The organism is Moheibacter sediminis (assembly GCF_900176425.1).
Classification (GTDB): domain Bacteria; phylum Bacteroidota; class Bacteroidia; order Flavobacteriales; family Weeksellaceae; genus Moheibacter; species Moheibacter sediminis.
Genome location: NZ_FWXS01000011.1, coordinates 102,805 through 119,522, shown reverse-complemented (window position 1 = coordinate 119,522; position 16,718 = coordinate 102,805). Strand labels below are relative to the sequence as shown.

Here is a 16,718-nt window from a genome sequence, read left to right as displayed (position 1 = left end):
AAAATATAACAGAAAAGCAATTGCTCAATAATTTAAAATTTAGCTCAAGAAAAATACCCCGGTAATCCGGGGTATTTGATTTTAGAAGTAGGAATAATCAAACCCTAAACCGAAATTTGAGTACAAAGTAATTTGCTTTTCGGCTTAGGGTTTTTACATCTACTACAACCTATATTTCATAAAAAAATTAGTTAATGATTTGAATTTTCTGAGTGGTTGAAATTCCGTTTTGCGAGAGTTGGCAGAAGTAAATTCCAGATTTCAGGTTGAACTGTTTCAGTGAAACTAAATGTTTTCCGGCATTTTGTGCAATGGATTTCTGATGATTGATTAACCGGCCTTGTGCATCCCAAATCACAAGTTCAACATTTCCATTATCAGTCGTACAAAAACTCAACATTGGATTTTTTCCTCCGATGGATTTTGCGTGTTTGAGATGACAAGAGGCCGTATCATCAGTATCGGAAGTGCTTAGATTTTCCTGCGTGTAAATTTCAGTATTGGGTAAATAATCGACTGCATATCCCCCTGTACACACCAATTTCCATTTCCCATCGACGAAAATCGATGCAGCATTTCCGGTGTTCCATGCTGTAGGCTTTGGCATTAATTCCGTCCAGGTGTTTAATTCAGCATTGTAGAAATAATTCTCATCTGTGAAAGTATCAAAAGTATTATCCGTCGTTCCTCCAATCAGAATTACACCATTCTTCCAAGGCGCGATTTCAAAGAAAGTCCTCGTCATTCCGGGATAAGGAGTTCCTTCTGTCCATATAATTTGTGAACGATTGTTTTGGTCAATTTCTCCAAACCAAACCGTGTTCCAATAAGTTCCTGAAAAAGTTCCGTTAGAACCACCAACGTAAATTAACTTATCTCCATAAACTGATAACGCGCCGTATGACAAGGCAAATCCGGGAGACGGAACAGCTGTTCCTTCACGCCATTTGTCCGTATTTACATTGTAAACATAAGTCCGTTCATTATTGTAACTTCCCACCACATAGATCAAACTATCCTGATAGGCAACCGCATCTCCATCTGTAAAAGGACGCGGAAACTCAGCGACTTCTGACCAAGAATTATCACCTATACTATATTTATATACAGTTTTTGTCACTGTTCCGGGAGTGGTAACCATTCCTCCGATCGTATAAATATTGTTGCCTAATTTCACACTCGAAGAACCTAAAATTGGGGTAGGGAAATCAGCCCTGGTATCCCAAGAATTACTTGTCAGATTGTATCTATAAATTTTGTTTGAAATAATTTCTTGCTCATTTCTCCCTCCGATAATATATATATAACCCGTATTTCCTTCGTCAATATGACTTACTGCATTGCCTGCACGAATTCCTTCCGGAATGTCCGCACCATTTGTCCATTGGGCCGAAACCCGGTTCAGCATCATTAAACTCAATAAAATAAAGATTCGTATCATAGCTTTTTTTGTTTAAAATTAGAGTTGAATTAAATGCAAGAAATGGTTTTGATACAGACAGACACAGAAATGCAGCAGATTGTAATTTTGTTTGATTTGAATTAAATTTTTACGTTTAGTTGAAGAATTTATATCACTTGTAATTTCAAAAATGCGGTTCGTAACAATTTGCATTTCATACATTTGAAAACTTTACTTTTGTGCTATGCAAAAAAGATGGATACGGCATATTTTGTTTTGGCTTCCTTATTTGATGTTGGAAACCTATACAGAATCATATTGGATGGAGGTTCAGTACCAGCAAGGATTTTGGTCGTCATTGTATCATGCTTTTTTAGAAGAATTTGCTCAGATTTTATTCATCAAAATTCCGATGGTTTACCTGATGTTTTATTTCTTGGAGAAATTTTCTCATCAATCCAAAAACTGGTTGAAACTTATATTGTCACTCGTGGCAGCTTTGCTTTTGTTTTCTGTTTTGGGTTATAAATTCTTGGTTCATTTTGTGGTCAATTTCATTTATCCGCATTTGGAAATCGTAGGAATTTACGGTTTCAGCGGTATGATAAATTCTTTTATGGATAAAATTTTTATTGCCTGCGTAGCGATTTCATTAAAAGAATATTTCCGAAGCCAGAAATTTAAACAAAGAGAAAAAGATTTACTTAAAGAAAAAACCGAAACCGAACTCAATTTCCTCAAATCTCAAATCAACCCGCATTTTTTGTTCAACACGCTGAATAATATCTATTCGCTGGCACGCAAAAAATCCGATGAGACACCCGATGTCGTACTTAAATTATCTAAACTCCTTCGTTTTGTTTTATATGAAACCAAAGATAAATTCATCACGATTTCCAGAGAAATTGAATTTCTGAATGATTACATTGATCTTCAAAAAATCAGATTCAGCGAAAGGTTAAAAATTGAATTTAAATATGAAATAGATGATTTGGAAACACAAATCATGCCTTTGGTTTTGATTCCTTTTGTGGAAAATGCTTTCAAACATGGTGCGAGCCAAAGTGTGGATGAATCTTATATTTTAATTGATTTGAAAATCAAAGAAAATGAATTGTTTTTGTCCGTTGAAAATTCATTTGAAATACAAAATTCAGACGAGCCACAGGGAATAGGATTGAAAAATATCAAACGACAGCTTGAACTTTTTTATACCAATTTTAATTTCGAAACGAATTCCGAAGGAAATAAATTTACTGCAATACTTTCCATCCATTTAAACCAATATATATGAATATCAAATGCATGATTGTTGAGGATGAACCGCTTGCGGTGGAAGTGATACAAGACTATATAAGCCAAATTCCGTTTTTGCAGCTGCAAGCGGTTTGCAACGATGCCATTTGTGCAATGCAAACGCTTAAAGAAAAGCAAATTGATTTGATGTTTTTGGACATTCATCTTCCAAAACTGAAAGGTTTGGATCTCCTCGCAACTTTGAAAAATCCACCGAAAGTTATCATTACGACGGCTTACCATGAATTTGCTGTAAAAAGTTATGAATTCAGCGTTCTGGATTATTTGATGAAACCTATAGAATTCAGCCGGTTTATGGCGGCGGTGCAGAAGGCTTTGCCCGTTACTTCAAATTCTGAGACGGTGAAACATCCAGAAGAAAAAGATTTGTTTTTTTCGGTCAATAAAAAGAAAGCACGCGTTCCTGTGAAATCAATTTTATACATCGAAAGCCAGCGCGAAAACATCCGAATTGTAATGGAAGACAGAGAGATTATTACGCGTTATTCCATTACAGATTTGGAAAATGAATTACCGGATGATTTCGTAAGAATCCACCGTTCATTTATTGTTTCAAAATCGAAGATTGATTTTTTTGATATGCAGGATGTGGAAATCAAAGGTAAATTGATTCCGATTGGTAGGAATTACAAGGATTTTGTCAAAAATATTTTAGGAAATTAATTCTGAAAATTAACCAACGCAAATTATTGTAATTTAATAAATTTTCAATTACCCAATATCAATCATGATAAATTTTACAAACATTTTAGGATGAATTAATTATATTTACCACCCTAATAGTAAAATTTAAAAAATAACATAAATATTATGAAAGTAACGGTTGTAGGCGCAGGAGCAGTAGGAGCAAGCTGCGCTGAATACATAGCAATGAAAAACTTCGCATCTGAAGTAGTTTTGGTAGACATCAAAGAAGGTTTCGCAGAAGGGAAAGCAATGGACTTGATGCAATGCGCTTCTCTAAATGGTTTCGATACTAAAATTTCAGGAACTACCGGAGATTATTCTAAAACTGCAGGTTCTAAAGTAGCGGTCATTACTTCAGGGATTCCTCGTAAACCGGGAATGACTCGTGAAGAATTGATCGGCATCAATGCAGGAATTGTAAAAGACGTTACAGAAAATTTAGTGAAACATTCGCCGGACGTGATCATTATCGTGGTTTCAAACCCGATGGATACGATGGCTTATTTAGTTCATAAAACTTCAGGGTTGCCAAAGGAAAGAATAATCGGTATGGGTGGTGCTTTAGACTCTGCACGTTTCAAATACAGAATGGCAGAAGCATTGGAATGCCCGATTTCAGATGTTGACGGTATGGTAGTAGCTGCGCATTCCGATACAGGAATGGTACCTTTGATTTCAAAAGCAACTAGAAATGGTATTCCGGTTTCAGAATTTTTGAGCGAAGAAAAACTGGCTTACGTATTGGAAGAAACAAAAGTTGGTGGAGCAACTTTGACCAAACTTTTAGGAACTTCAGCATGGTATGCACCGGGAGCAGCAGTTTCAGTTTTGGTTCAGTCGATTATTTGCGACCAGAAAAAAATGATTCCTTGTTCATTGATGTTGGATGGTGAATACGGACAATCTGATATTTGCTTAGGTGTTCCTGCAATCATTGGTAAAAATGGTGTTGAGAAAATCGTTGACATCACTTTGACAGAAGAAGAAAAAGAAAAATTCGAAACAGCTGCAGCAGCAGTTCGTGAAGTAAATGGCGATTTGAAATTTTAATTTAATTAAAATATTATAATTTTGACGGTGATAGATTTTATCACCGTTTTTATTTAAATAAATCAACAGATGAAAAGACCTGACTACGTGACTGCTGAACGATTACATCACTTCATTTCCGAAGCCTTCAAAGAAGATGTGAGAGATGGTGACCATTCCACTCTCGGAAGTGTTCCTGCAAACTTGCAGGATGATGCACACCTTTTGGTCAAGGAAGACTGCACTTTAGCAGGAATCGATTTAGCGGTTGAAATCTTTAAATTCTATGATTCTGATTTAGAAATTGAAATTTTGATGAATGACGGTGATACAGCCAAAGTAGGGGATGTAGCACTTCGTGTGAAAGGTTCTGCACGTTCCATTTTGACTTCAGAAAGATTGGTTTTGAATTGCATTCAGCGCATGAGCGGAATCGCAACTTACGCCCGCGAAATGGTTGAAAGGGTAAAAGGTACCAACGTTAAAATTCTTGACACCCGAAAAACTACCCCCAATTTCCGAATGTGTGAAAAATGGGCAGTTGCAATTGGGGGCGCACAAAACCATCGTTATGGTCTATATGATATGGTTATGCTCAAAGACAACCACAACGATTATGCTGGAGGAATTACAAAAGCAGTTCATTCCGTCAAGAATTATTTAAATTCAGTAGATAAAAAACTTCAAATCGAAGTTGAAACCAGAAATTTAGATGAAGTAAAAGAAGCGCTTTCTACTGATTTAGTTGATGTAATAATGCTCGACAATATGTCTTTGGAACAAATGAAAGAAGCTGTACAATTCATCAATGGAAGATGCAAAACGGAAGCTTCGGGCGGTATCACTTTGGAAACCATTCGAGCCGTTGCCGAAACTGGAGTAAATTACATTTCATCCGGTGCAATTATACATTCCGCTCCCAATAAAGATTTAAGCCTGAAAGCTATAAAATAGTCTGACCAAAATCATGCGTTCGGTTGAAAAAGCAGTTAATAAAATTAACGCTGTGTTAACACTTTAAATCTATAAGGGTTGCACCTTTGCCAAATAATTCAAAAATTAAAAATTATGAGGTACAACTCTAAAGTTTTATTGGCTTCCTTCATGCTTATGGCAGGTGGAGCTGCTATGACTTATGCGCAGGTAGATCCGGAAACGGAAGCTGTTGCTACGGACTCTGCAGACTGGGAACAGGATGTAATACTTAGTGAATCAATCATTGTAGGGAAAGGGGTAATCGACTTAGAAGAAAACCGAAAAACTCCGGTTGCTGTATCGACTATATACAAGCAAGAAATCCAAGACAAAGCAGTAGGTAACGTAGAGTTTCCTGAGATTTTAAAGAATACTCCTTCTGTTTATGTATCTGGCCAACAAGGTGGTTTTGGTGATTCTAAAATGTTTTTACGCGGTTTCGATCAATCCAACACTGCATACTTATTAAACGGTCAGCCTATCAACGGTATGGAAGATGGTAACATGTATTGGTCTAACTGGAGTTCGATGACTGATGTAGCAAACGTAATTCAAATTCAAAGAGGTTTAGGTTCATCAAAATTGGCAATTTCTTCAGTGGGTGGGACGGTTAACATCGTAACAAAAGCTACTGAAAAGCAACAAGGAGGTATGGCTCGTTTTGTCATGGGTAATGATTCTTACATGAAAGGAACCGTTGCTTATGATACAGGATTGAAAGGGAAATGGGGATTCTCTATGTTATTGGATTATTGGTCTGGTCACAGGAAGTTTGCGCGTGGAACTGCTGGGCAGGGACAAAGCTACTTTTTCTCAGTTGGTTACAAACCAAACGATCGGCACAATTTGAACTTCATGATTTTTGGTGCTCCACAGTGGCATGACCAAAACTATGCTACTAAATCTCAATCTCAGTGGGATAGAGGTGCTGAAGGAGGATTTGGTAAAAAATACAACAATACTTATGGTTTCTTAAATGGTGAAGCAACAAACTTCAGAAGAAACTATTATCACAAACCGGTAGCAAACTTAAACTGGGACTGGAATATCAACAACGATTTGTCTTTGTCAACTGTAGTTTATGCTTCACTAGGTAGAGGTGGAGGAACTGGAAACTTAGGTAGCTCAGGTAATACAGTTAACTTATTAAATGCTGGAGGTGAAATTGATTTCGACCAAATCTATGCTAATAACTTAGATGATGTGAATAACGGAGATGGAATCGGAAACAATGGAGGAGGTTTTAAAAACGGTGCAATCCGTTCTTCTGTAAATAACCATTTCTGGTATGGTGCCGTAACAAATTTGAACTATAACATCAATGAATATTTCAAAGTTAACGTCGGTGCTGACTTAAGATTCTACAAAGGTGACCACTTTAGACAAGTGACCAATCTTTTAGGATTGAACGGATGGCAAGATACAAAAGGATTCGATGGAGCAACTCCATTTGTAGCAACAGAAGTTTTTGAAGCAGATCCATGGTCAGCTTTATTTAACAATGCAAGCGAAGGTCAAAGAGTAGCTTATGACAATTCTGAAAAGATTAACTATCAAGGTGGTTTTGGACAATTTGAATTTGCAATGGGCGGATTCTCAGCATTCATTCAAGGTGCCGTTTCAAACCAGTCTTACCAAAAATTTGACCGTTGGAATTATGCAGGTGGTGAAGCTGAATCAGAAAAAGTAAGCAAAATTGGTTACAATGCAAAAGGAGGTTTGGCTTATGCATTTAATGAAGAACATACGGTTTTTGGTAATGCAGGTTTTTACTCTCGTCAACCTTTCTTAGACAATGTATTCGTACCAAATACAGTTGATTTGTATGAACCAGAAGTTGACAACGAAGAAATCACAGGCTTTGAAGTAGGTTACCGTTTCAAAACAAGAACTTTACAAGTAAATGTAAACTTATATCATACAGAATGGGCTAACCGTTTTGAAACTGGAGCATCAGCACAAGGACCAGATTTTACAAACTTATTTCCTAACGTAACTCAGGTTCACAAAGGAATAGAAGCCGATTTCTTTGCGAAATTGTCAAGAAAATGGACTTTTAGAGGTTATGCATCTTATGGTGACTGGCAATATGATGGATTTTCTCGAGTTTTAGAAAGAAATAATGATGATTTTACTTTAACTGAAAAAGAGGACAAAGATTTTTCAGGAATATATGTTCCAGAAGCTGCTCAGTTTACATTTGGTTTAGGGACAGCTTTCGAAGTTGTTAAAGGATTGTCTTTTGATGTAGATATGAATTACTATTCAAATATGTATGCAGTAGTAGATCCAATTACTTTTGATCCATTGGCTCAAAAACAAGAACAAGTATCTCCTTTCGCATTATTAGATGCAGGTGTAACTTATGAATTTAAATTCGGAAAACAAGCAGTTCGTTTCAGAGGAAACGTTAAAAATGCAGCAAATACCCAATACCGTATAACCCAAGATGCATTTGGTTACGGTTGGGGTATCGGAAGAACTTACAATGCAGGTATCCAGTACAACTTCTAATTCATAAAAAACAAATAATTTATATTTAACCTCCCACTCAGGGAGGTTTTTTTATTTTTGTATCAAACTAAACTTTATAGATGGACTTTTACAGCATTCTAAAACACATCCACAGCGGTTGGGCATATTTGGTAATTTTGGCAGCACTCTTTTTATTCCTTTGTCTTTCCTACTTTATACTCTCCAAAAAAGAAGCAACAACCAACCTCAGAAAAGTCAGTTTTATAACCACCATGATATTCCACATCCAGCTCCTAGCTGGAGCTATATTGTACTTGCTTTCCCCATATTCCAAATGGACAGAAGACACTATGAAAGACGACATCAACAGACTCTACGCCATAGAACACCCACTCATGATGTTTGCCGCAGTAGCACTCATCACTATAGTCAATTCACGCATCAAAAAATATTCCGACGTCAAATTCACCAACATGATTTTAGTTGCACTAGCAATAGCATGTATGCTGGCGATGATTCCGTGGCACGCATGGCCGATTTAAATCTCATATCCGAAATCTAAAATTATTATGGACGCCTTATCGGGCTGGCGGCACTCGCTTTTTTGTGAACTTCGCTGTGGCGAATCCACAAAAAGAGCTCAGACAGAAGCCTTCATCCCGGGCGCAGAATGATTATCCAACTCAAAAAAGTTATATAAAAAAGACATGATTCATCGTATCTCTACAAATATTGAATCAAATTATTTCGTGAAATTCAGAGTGTTTTTCACGTTTTTGTAGCTGTGAAGTTCAGCTTTCAAAGAACCTACCATCAGTTCAGCTTTTATCTGAACCGGAATGTGGTTGGCATCATCCGTTACCCACATCGTTACGCTTTCAGATTCCTTAAAGATTCTTCCGGACTGTACGTAAGGACGGATTTTGATACATTTAATTTTCCCGAATTTAGTTTTTACCGTTTCTCTTCCGAGAATTTTCAATCTAAATTTATAAGTCTCATCCGCCATCAAAATGTCCACATTCATGTAGTCGCCGGTTTTCAAATCATCTGTTTCCAGATTTCTCAGATAATAAAATGCAGACAACAAATCCTGCACGTTCCCGCTGAATTCCTTATAAGAAACCTTTTGCGCTTTACGGTCATTGATTTTAGCTGTTTTTTCTTTGTGATTGAAAGTAATTACCTGGTCACGGGTATAACCGCCTTCGCTGATTTTTCTGACAAATTTGGAAGGTTTATTCGTTGCCTTATCGATATAGGTCTCATACAAATCATCTACCTTGTAAAACGCACGGACTGCACCTGAAGAAGAACCTTCTCCCACAATGTGGTAGTGCGGTTTTCCTTCGTATGTGGTAGATTTTACTTCCAATGTTGCAAAACCTGCATTCAGCAATCCATAATGAATTCTGTATTTTAACAATTCACCTGATTCATAATTTTGAGAATCATTTTGGACAAATGAAAATGTGAAAACAATACAACAAAAAATCAGCAAGAATTTTTTCATTTATTAGGTTTTGGGCATATTTTAAACAAACATTCTGCCAAATTTGGTTATCGTAAATTTTTAGGATTAATTGACTTTGCTGCCCATCAAAGGATTAACACCGCTTGCGTTGATGACAGTTGATACTTCCGGTGCATATTTTTTAATCGTCATTTCCACACCTGACTTCAACGTCATTTGGTTGATACTGCATTCGGTACAAGTCCCGGTAAGTTGTACTGTTACTGTATCCCCTTCCACTGAAACCAATTCGATATCGCCACCGTCATTGTTCAAAAACGGACGGATTTCAGCCAATGCTTTTTCAATTCTTTCGTTTAAATTCATATCGCTCATAATTACAAAGTTAGTTATTTTTTTGCAGGCGAACACCCTGCCATTGTCGTAATTCTTACTGCTTCAGTCGGAGGAAGTGTATCATTTCTTTCTACCAAACTCACAATCATATTTTGGGTAATCGTTTCATAATTGTTGGAAACGGGCGTGTTATCCTGAAGAGCGGCTGGTCTTCCTGCATCGGCAGCTTCTCTGATGCTTTGTACAATTGGCACTTCTCCCAAGAAAGGAACACCTAAGTCTTCCGCTAAATTTTTCGCGCCGTTTTGTCCAAAGAGATAATATTTATTTTCAGGCAATTCTGCCGGAGAGAAGTAAGCCATATTCTCAATGATTCCCAACACCGGAACATTGATGGCTTCCATCTGGAACATTCCCACTCCTTTTCTGGCATCGACTAATGCGATGGTTTGTGGTGTACTCACAATCACAGCCCCAGTAATCGGAACTTGCTGCACGATAGACAAATGAATGTCACCCGTTCCCGGAGGTAAATCTACCAATAAGAAATCCAATTCTCCCCAATGTGCATCACGAATCATTTGATTCAAAGCTTTGGCAGCCATCGGGCCGCGCCAAACTACGGCTTGGTCAGTATTGGCAAAAAAACCGATGGATAGTAATTTCACGCCATAACTTTCTACAGGTTTCATTTTGGATTTGCCTCCCACGTTTACGGACATCGGCTGTTCACCCACCACATCAAACATAGTTGGCATGGAAGGGCCGTAAATATCGGCATCTAACAATCCTACTTTGAATCCCATTTTTTGAAGGCTGATAGCCATGTTGGCAGAAACGGTTGATTTTCCAACGCCGCCTTTTCCGGAAGCGATTGCAATTATATTTTTCACGCCAGGAATTTCATTTCCTTTGATTTCTTGTTTTTCCGGCGGGGTTTCTACGGTTATATTTAATTTGAGTTTTGCTTCTGGAAGCTGTTCTGAAAAAGTGACTTTCAGTGCTTGCTCCAAACGTTTGCGTTCGTGCATGGCAGGCGATGGAGATACGACATCGAGGATGACTTCATCACCCATGACTTGGGTGTTTTTGACCCAGTTTTCGATTCCTAACTCTTCTAATATTTCTCTTACACGATTTTTCAAACTGCTCATTGGTAATTTGTTTAATTTTTACGGTGCAAAGTTAGAGAGAAGGTTTCAGTAAATAAAATGGATTGGGATGATTTTGCTTATAGTGTCATTTTGTTGGATGATGGATGCTAGAAAATGCCCTTTGATATTCCGAGAAGCTCAGTACAGGCTGAGCTCAGGTTGACATGCGCTGATTTGGTGTGGCACGCGCCAGCGATAGTAAGGGCGCAACCGAAGGAAGCGGTACAGAATGAAATGGAGTACCGAAGCGAAGCGGAGCCCTGCATAGCGCGATCCCGGTAGCTGCAATTTTTAATTTCAAAAATGGAAAGTGAATCTACCGGGAGGCGCCCATGTCCCTAACCCCAAAGGGGGAATTAGAAAATAGAAAATGGAGTTGGGTGTGATGTATGGTAGATTTGTTATAGTTTTGTAACGAATTGAAATTGAAGTTATGGATAAGCATTTTGAAGATTTGGGGGTGATAAGAAAGCATTTGATTGAGTATCTTCATGCGTATGATTTGAAGCATTTAACGCAGATACCTCCGGGATTTCAGAATCATATTTTTTGGAATTGCGCGCATGTTTTGGTGACGCAACAGTTGATGACTTATTACTTGAGCAGCAATGCAATGCTGGTGGATAATGATTGGGTGATGCGTTATAAGAAAGGAACTGTGGGCGACAAAAATGTAACGGAAAATGATGTGCGGTTACTTATCAAGTTATTGCAAACGTCGCTGGTGCAGCTGAAGAAGGATTATAATTCGGAAAAGTTGTCTTATTATAAACCTTATGAAACGAGCTTTGGGATTCATCTTGAGAATATTGAGGATGCAATTCGTTTTAATGTTTTGCATGAGTCACTTCATTTGGGTTATGTAATGGCTTTGGTGAAGGGGATTTCATAAAAAAATCCCGAAAATAAGTCTCGGGATTTAATTCAAAAATTATGTTTAAAATTATAAAGGGTCGTATTCAAATACCGGATAACCGCGGTATCCGCTAGCATCTGACATGCTTATAAATCTTATTTTGAACAAAATTCCCTGAGGGTCTTTCAAAACATAGAAACGGTCTTTTCTCACGATTGCTCCCGGAACAGTTCGCCAATTGGCTCCAATTGCACGATGGTCATTATAGATAAAGGATGATTCATTTACATCTGCGGCACTGAAATTGTTGAAATCTTCCAGCAAAGTTGTTTCGTTTGTAATAACTTCATACGTACCTGTTTCAGCCATGGTGTTTGTCATCACAAAGTCTGTGTAGATATAGCTTCCCTGATTATTTCCGCTATTGTCAGAAACCTGGTTTACAAATACAGTAAAACAAATGTCCCAGCCAGTTTTAGGAGGTTGTATATCCATTACATTTCCGCTTACCAAACTGAAGAATGAGAAATTGTAGTCAGTATTTTTTGATATGAATGCTTCATTTATAGCTATATCATCCAGTCCTGCATATTGGATTTTGTATCCGTCATTTCCTTCTCTTGAAATTTTTACTTTTTTCCATCCGCGTGCGGCTCCGGCAGCATAAGAAGAACCGGGATTGAAAGTTCCGGTTGGAATTTCATATCCTAAATTGATGAGGTAAATTTTATTTTCTTCGTCTATAACTGTTCCGTTGTCAAGATAATTTCCTTTTACATCATCAATATAGTTGATGTTGTTAGGGTCGAAGTTTGCAACTTGCACCAACTGCATCAGCCCTGATAAATTTTGAGAATTAACTTGGCTTAATTCTGTGAAGCCTTCAACAGGAGAAGCCGACATAAGTGCTCCTGTGTTAAGAATTACAGCAAATTGATCTCCTGAATAAAGTCCCAAATCCCATGAGGTTCTGTTTGTTTCTTTCATTTCTCCGGTACTCAAATCAACCCAAACTTGATTCGGTTGATTGGGTCCGCCAACTTCAGGTTCTAGGGTTGAACCCTGAATTGGAGCTATCGTTATGATGCCGTCATCTTCTTTCAAACAACTTACCGAGATGAATAAAAGAGATAGTATTAATATTTTAATTGAAATTTTCATCTTGATTAATTGAAGTTAAGAATGTAATTTAATTTTAGGAAATAAGAACGTCCGTAGAAGAGCATAACATCGTTTGGTGCTGCTCCATGTAAAGAACCTGCTTGAGTAGTATTGGTGACAGATGTTACGTCAAAGATGTTTCTGATACCTAAAGTCAATTCCAGTTTTCTATCAAAAAAGCTTTTTCTGATAGAAGCGTCCATCATGCTAAAAGGTTCTTGCTCTCCCAGACGATAGTAGGGCGTTCCTAGTGGATCTTCCAATACGTATTGAGTCAATTTTCCTATGTATTTATAATAAGCTGAAATAGTTGTCCCCCATTTCGGAATCATATAATTTGCTGAGGCATTTGCTTCTAATGTATATCTGAAATCATCTTTTACTTCCACACCTCCATTATTTTCAAATGAACGAGAAATACCAATATAAGAGGCTCCAAGATTTACATTTAAATTATTGAAAGTAAATTGGTGGTCAGTAGTGATTCCCCAAGTTTTGTGCTCGTCAATATTGATGTACATATATTGTAAGGGATTGAAATTAATAGTAGCCAATTCGATTTTATCTTGTAAATCTAAATATATGGTGCTGATGCTATTTTGCATTCTGAATTCATTTTTGCGCAAGTTGTAATCCCATTGGATTGAGGTTGAATAACCTTTTTCAGGTTGTAAGTTTAAATTCCCTCTAACATCGTGGTTGGAGTCTACAAAATAAGTATAAAGTTCGTCAAAGTTAGGATATCTATTAGTGGTTCCAACAACTGCTCTTAGACTGTTGCTTGGGGATAAATCAAAACGGGAGCTTAAAGATAAATTAAGTTGAGAATCAAATTTATTGCTAAAATTGGCACGGATTCCCGGTCTTAATGCAAGACCAACATTGGTTCTAAATTCTGCAGATGCAAAAGCAGCATACGTGCCTAAAGTTCTGTTTATATCTTCTGCAAAAAAAGCTTCTCCATCTATTACATTAGAATTGTTAGCGGTTTTACCTCTAAATCCCTTGGTTTGATCTACTTCGTACCCAACCTGAAAGTCAAAATTATCAGTATCTAAAAAGTTGCTAAATGTTCCTCGAGAATAAAACGCTTCCGAAGATGCATATGACTTAAAATCGTCTCTGTTTACTTCTGTACGCGTTGGAATATCATAAAGATAATAGCTAACTTCTCTGTCTTGATTCTGGTACGAGAAATCTCCAATGAATTTTACTCGGTTGAAAAGTTTTGTATCGATGTTTAAATGATGAACCCAACGGTTGGTTCTATAATCCCTGTCATCAGCTCTATAAGTTTGTTGCCCTTGTCCCAAATGAAATGGTCTTACACTGTCATCATAGAAATTAATGTTTTCTAATAAATAGCTTAATTTGTAAAAAGCTTTAAAGTTTTTGGATTTGAAATTGACAACAGCGTTTGCGTTCCATTGTTCTTTTGGTTGCCAATCATATCCGCGCATTTTTGAATAATCTTTACTTCCTTTTTTATCATTCCAATATCCTTGAAAATCATTTCTATTTACCCCAACAGAAGCGAACCACTTATCTGAAATATTATGTGCAATTTCTAGACCTTGGATATGACGTCCTTTTCCCTTAGATAATCCTCCATCCTCGTACCAATCATATTCATCATTGATACTCTCTTCTTGTAAAAAAGTACTTACTTTCCATTTTGAACTTAATGATTTTTTGGTGATGATATTGATAATTCCCGTAAGAGCATTATTGCCATAATCCACACCCATGGCACCCTTTACGATTTCAATTCTTTCTATGTTGTCTACGTTAATCTGAGTTAAATCAATATCTACACCCATGCCATTATCACCCACCAATGGGATATTATCAATCAGTATTTTGGTGTAATTACCTCCAAGTCCCAATACATTCACAGTAGATCTGCCATCGTCTTTATTTGGTTGAATAAATATATTTAAGTTTTGATTCAAGATATCTGCTACAGTATTTCCTGCAAAATTCTTAATGTCTTCAGCAGTGATGACTTCTACTTTATATATGGATTTGTCAACTGATTGCGCGGAATATTGTCCAGTGATGACTACATTATCCAATCCAACAACTTTAGTGGAATCTATTTCTTCATCTATTTGGGCTTGCACCGCATTAAATGCAAAAAGCGCAACACAAACCAAACATCCGTACTTCTTCATCAAAATATGATTTTCGTTATAATTCGATGCAAAAGTAAAAATTTATTTAGACTTAATCCAAATTAAAATTATATTTGCCACATGATTTTAATTACTATTTAGTTTAAATAAAAATAAAAAAAATGAAAAAAATTTTACTTTGCGTTGTTACCGCAATGATGTCTTTGACAAGTCTTAATGCTCAAGTTGATGAGTTTGGATACACTACTGTAGAATTGACAACTGGACCAGCTTATGCTAACCGTGTGTTTTTTGATTTGTCTGAAAATAACATTGTTTCACATCCTGCGAATAACTGGGATGTAGCATTTTGGAGAATAAATGCAATGGATTATGGAACGCGTGTCAATGATGCTCAAAACATTGAAGTATATGAAGCTTCAGATAATCCAGCTGACTGGGATGCAATCAGCATTGCAAATCTAGCTTCTTGGGGAGAGCCGTTATACAATCCTGATCAAACAACTTATATAAACGAAGGAGCATTTGAACAGGGTTCTATCACTTCCTCAAATCCAAATGTTCCCGCTACAGGATGGGGAATCTATAATCCGGTTAATCACCATATAGAAGGAAAAGCAATTTTTGTTTTGAAATATGTAAGTGATGAGTCTTATGTAAAATTCATGATTGAAGACTATTATGGAGCCTATACTATTAAATATGCTAAATGGAACGGATCTTCATGGGATGCAACTCAAACTAAAACGATAGCAAATGGTTCAAATAATAATTATTTCAACTATTTCTCATTTGATACAAATGATGTAGTAACTGGTATCGAGCCGGAAATCGGAACCTGGGATTTGATGTTTACACGTTACTTTACTTTTTACATGAACATCATGATGTACCGTTTATCCGGTGTGATTCAAAGCCCGACTTTGGAAGTAGCAAGAGTAGAAGAAACGCAAGCGACTAATACGCTTTCTAATCCATCTGAGTATTCTAAAGTTATTACCGCAATCGGACACAGCTGGAAACCAACTACTGGAGTTTATGATAATGTAGTTTATTATATCAAAGAAGCAGGACAGATTTACAGACTATATTTCATCGAAAATGGTGGCGCTTCAAACGGAAATATGTATTTTAAATACAAAAATATAACAGATGAAATGGGCGTAACGGAATTAAACAAAGATTTCTCTTTCGGATTGTATCCAAACCCTACCGTAAATAAACAAGTAACTTTGGTGTATGATGTGAAAAATGCTTCAAATGCCTCAACTAAAGTTTCAATCTTTAATTTGGCAGGACAAAAAGTTTATGAGTCAAACATTCAAAACCAATCAGGTTTCTACCAAAAAGAATTAAATCTTAATTCACTAACTACAGGAACTTATGTTGTAGTTGTAGAATCAGGAAACAACAAAGCAAATAAAAAGTTGATTGTGAAATAAGCAATCACATTTCTTTAATTTTATTAACTCCTTGTCCTTTAGTCAAGGAGTTTTTTATTTTTTGTGAAGTTTGTATATTTAACAAAGAGATTATCTAAGCAAAAAAATCCATCATGAAAAATTAATCTTATTTATCACTTGCAATCATAATATAGAAGCTCAGTATAGACTCTTAATTGAATGGATGCGAGCGATAAGCCTATATAAAATAATAGTTTCTGATGAATGTGAGGATTCAATTATCAATTTAGATTCATATCAATTTAGATTCATAT

14 protein-coding genes are annotated in these 16,718 nt (G+C 36.6%); 8 read left to right on the top strand and 6 right to left on the bottom strand.

Going from position 1 to position 16,718, the window contains the following annotated elements:
- Positions 1 to 187: 187 nt before the first annotated feature.
- Positions 188 to 1,441, bottom strand: coding sequence for a Kelch repeat-containing protein (locus B8977_RS14210; protein ID WP_084018925.1), 1,254 nt, complete (start codon positions 1,439 to 1,441; stop codon positions 188 to 190).
- Between the two features lie 205 nt (positions 1,442 to 1,646).
- Between B8977_RS14210 and B8977_RS14205 the strand changes: the two genes are divergently transcribed.
- The 6 genes from B8977_RS14205 (at position 1,647) to B8977_RS14180 (ending at position 8,427) form a co-directional block, all read left to right on the top strand.
- The gene (locus tag B8977_RS14205; RefSeq protein WP_084018922.1) at positions 1,647 to 2,696 is read left to right on the top strand and encodes a sensor histidine kinase; all 1,050 of its coding nucleotides are present in this window, start codon (positions 1,647 to 1,649) and stop codon (positions 2,694 to 2,696) included.
- The gene (locus tag B8977_RS14200) at positions 2,693 to 3,382 is read left to right on the top strand and encodes a LytR/AlgR family response regulator transcription factor (RefSeq protein WP_084018920.1); all 690 of its coding nucleotides are present in this window, start codon (positions 2,693 to 2,695) and stop codon (positions 3,380 to 3,382) included. Before B8977_RS14205 ends, B8977_RS14200 begins: the two co-directional genes overlap by 4 nt.
- 147 nt (positions 3,383 to 3,529) lie before the next feature.
- Entirely contained in the window at positions 3,530 to 4,456 is a 927-nt protein-coding gene (locus tag B8977_RS14195) for a malate dehydrogenase (protein WP_084018917.1), read from the top strand.
- A gap of 69 nt (positions 4,457 to 4,525) precedes the next feature.
- Positions 4,526 to 5,389: a carboxylating nicotinate-nucleotide diphosphorylase gene (gene nadC / locus B8977_RS14190; protein ID WP_084018914.1), complete on the top strand. Its 864-nt coding sequence runs from the start codon at positions 4,526 to 4,528 to the stop codon at positions 5,387 to 5,389.
- A 114-nt stretch (positions 5,390 to 5,503) separates the two neighbouring features.
- On the top strand, positions 5,504 to 7,924 hold the full coding sequence (locus B8977_RS14185; protein ID WP_084018910.1) for a TonB-dependent receptor: 2,421 nt from the start codon (positions 5,504 to 5,506) through the stop codon (positions 7,922 to 7,924).
- Positions 7,925 to 8,004: 80 nt separating this feature from the next.
- Positions 8,005 to 8,427, top strand: coding sequence for a hypothetical protein (locus tag B8977_RS14180; protein WP_084018908.1), 423 nt, complete (start codon positions 8,005 to 8,007; stop codon positions 8,425 to 8,427).
- A gap of 200 nt (positions 8,428 to 8,627) precedes the next feature.
- Here the strand turns inward: B8977_RS14180 and B8977_RS14175 are convergent, their stop codons facing one another.
- From B8977_RS14175 to B8977_RS14165, 3 genes are all read right to left on the bottom strand, one after another.
- Positions 8,628 to 9,398 carry a DUF3108 domain-containing protein gene (locus B8977_RS14175; protein ID WP_084018894.1) on the bottom strand — a complete coding sequence of 257 codons (771 nt, stop codon included), beginning with the start codon at positions 9,396 to 9,398 and terminating at the stop codon, positions 8,628 to 8,630.
- Between the two features lie 66 nt (positions 9,399 to 9,464).
- Positions 9,465 to 9,734, bottom strand: coding sequence for a NifU family protein (locus tag B8977_RS14170; RefSeq protein WP_084018892.1), 270 nt, complete (start codon positions 9,732 to 9,734; stop codon positions 9,465 to 9,467).
- 14 nt (positions 9,735 to 9,748) lie between these two features.
- The gene (locus B8977_RS14165) at positions 9,749 to 10,849 is read right to left on the bottom strand and encodes an Mrp/NBP35 family ATP-binding protein (protein WP_084018890.1); all 1,101 of its coding nucleotides are present in this window, start codon (positions 10,847 to 10,849) and stop codon (positions 9,749 to 9,751) included.
- Between the two features lie 433 nt (positions 10,850 to 11,282).
- Here B8977_RS14165 and B8977_RS14160 point away from each other — a divergent pair, with 433 nt between their 5' ends.
- Positions 11,283 to 11,741, top strand: a complete 459-nt coding sequence (locus B8977_RS14160; RefSeq protein ID WP_084018888.1) for a DinB family protein — start codon at positions 11,283 to 11,285, stop codon at positions 11,739 to 11,741.
- Between the two features lie 51 nt (positions 11,742 to 11,792).
- On the opposite strand, the gene B8977_RS14155 is transcribed toward B8977_RS14160, so the two are convergent.
- The gene (locus B8977_RS14155) at positions 11,793 to 12,866 is read right to left on the bottom strand and encodes an HmuY family protein (protein ID WP_084018886.1); all 1,074 of its coding nucleotides are present in this window, start codon (positions 12,864 to 12,866) and stop codon (positions 11,793 to 11,795) included.
- A 5-nt stretch (positions 12,867 to 12,871) separates the two neighbouring features.
- The gene (locus B8977_RS14150; protein WP_084018884.1) at positions 12,872 to 15,040 is read right to left on the bottom strand and encodes a TonB-dependent receptor plug domain-containing protein; all 2,169 of its coding nucleotides are present in this window, start codon (positions 15,038 to 15,040) and stop codon (positions 12,872 to 12,874) included.
- Between the two features lie 122 nt (positions 15,041 to 15,162).
- Between B8977_RS14150 and B8977_RS14145 the strand changes: the two genes are divergently transcribed.
- The gene (locus tag B8977_RS14145) at positions 15,163 to 16,443 is read left to right on the top strand and encodes a T9SS type A sorting domain-containing protein (protein ID WP_084018882.1); all 1,281 of its coding nucleotides are present in this window, start codon (positions 15,163 to 15,165) and stop codon (positions 16,441 to 16,443) included.
- Positions 16,444 to 16,718 lie beyond the last annotated feature (275 nt).